Origin of the sequence: Kitasatospora sp. NPDC059327 (genome assembly GCF_042752535.1) — a bacterium.
Classification (GTDB): Bacteria; Actinomycetota; Actinomycetes; order Streptomycetales; family Streptomycetaceae; genus Kitasatospora.
On record NZ_JBHYYB010000258.1, the window covers coordinates 1 to 1,261 of the forward strand.

Annotated in this window: 2 protein-coding genes; both read left to right on the plus strand. The window is 69.1% G+C overall.

Translation table 11 applies throughout. The annotated features are described in order from the left end of the window. Positions 1-313: transposase (locus tag ACFXHB_RS44860; protein WP_380583014.1), on the plus strand; the 313-nt coding region annotated here is incomplete at its 5' end. After that, positions 307-1,230: an IS3 family transposase gene (locus ACFXHB_RS44865; RefSeq protein ID WP_380583016.1), complete on the plus strand. Its 924-nt coding sequence runs from the start codon at positions 307-309 to the stop codon at positions 1,228-1,230. The genes ACFXHB_RS44860 and ACFXHB_RS44865, both read left to right, overlap by 7 nt. Positions 1,231-1,261: the final 31 nt, after the last annotated feature.

The following is a 1,261-nucleotide window of genomic DNA, read 5'->3' on the forward strand; positions in this document are numbered from 1 at the left end:
CATGGCTGCACCGATGAAGTACCCGCCCGAGTTGCGGCAACGCGCCGTTGCCGCATATCGGGCCGCCGACCCGAAGCCTGTGATCCGTCAGATGGCCCGCGATCTCGGAGTGCATCACGAGGCCCTGCGCAACTGGATCCGTCAGGACGAGGCGGACCGGGGTGAGCGCGACGACCGGCTGACCACCGCGGAGAAGGAGGAGCTGGCCGCTCTGCGCAAGGAGAACGCCGAGCTCCGCCGGTCGTGCGAGATCCTCAAGGCCGCCTCGGCTTTTTTCGCCCAGGAGCTCGACCCGACCCGGCGACGGTGCTGAGGCTCATCGACGAGCACCAGCACCGCTTCGGGGCCGAGCCCGTCCTCCGGGAACTGCACATCCCCGCTTCCACCTACTACCGCTGGCGCCGCGACGTGGCGGAGCCGTGCGAGCGCAAACGTCATGACGCCGAGCTGACCGAGCACATCCGCAGGATCCACGCCGACTCCGACGAAACCTACGGTTCCCCGCGGGTCCACGCCGTCCTGCGGCGCGAGGGCACCCACGTCGGCCGCAAACGGGTCGAGCGCCTGATGCGCCAGGCCGGACTGCAGGGCGTCAGCCCGCGTCGGCCCCGCTCCTTCACCCGCCGCGACCCGACGGCCGACCTTGCCCCGGACCTGGTCCAGCGCGACTTCACCGCGGGTGCCCCGAACCGGCTGTGGGTCGCCGACATCTCGCTGATCCCGACCGGCGAGGGCCCGTGGTGGCTGGCCACGATCCGCGACGCCTTCTCCCGCCGCATCGTGGGCTGGCACACCTCGGAGCGGGCGGATGCCGACCTCGTGCTCACTGCGTTGGAGTACGCCCTGCACGGCCGGCCCGTCGAGCCCGGGAAGCTGATCCATCACAGCGACCACGGATGTCAGTACACGTCCATCAAGCTCACAACCCGACTGCTGAAGGCGGGAATCGAGCCGAGCATGGGTACCGTCGGCGACTCGTTCGACAACGCCCTCGCGGAGAACTTCTGGAGCGTCCTGAAGACCGAGTGCGTGCGCCGCACCAGCTTCGCGACCCGCACGGACGCCGATCTGGCGCTGTTCGCCTACGTCGACGGCTGGTACAACACCCGCCGGATCCAAAAGCGCCTCGGTTGGCTCAGCCCGGACGAGTACGAGGCGAAGTACTACGCCGATCAGGCGACGGCCGAACTGGTGGTCGTCGAGCCACCCACACCCGTTCTGACCAGGTAATCAGCACCTCCCGCGTAGCGGGGGAAGCTCA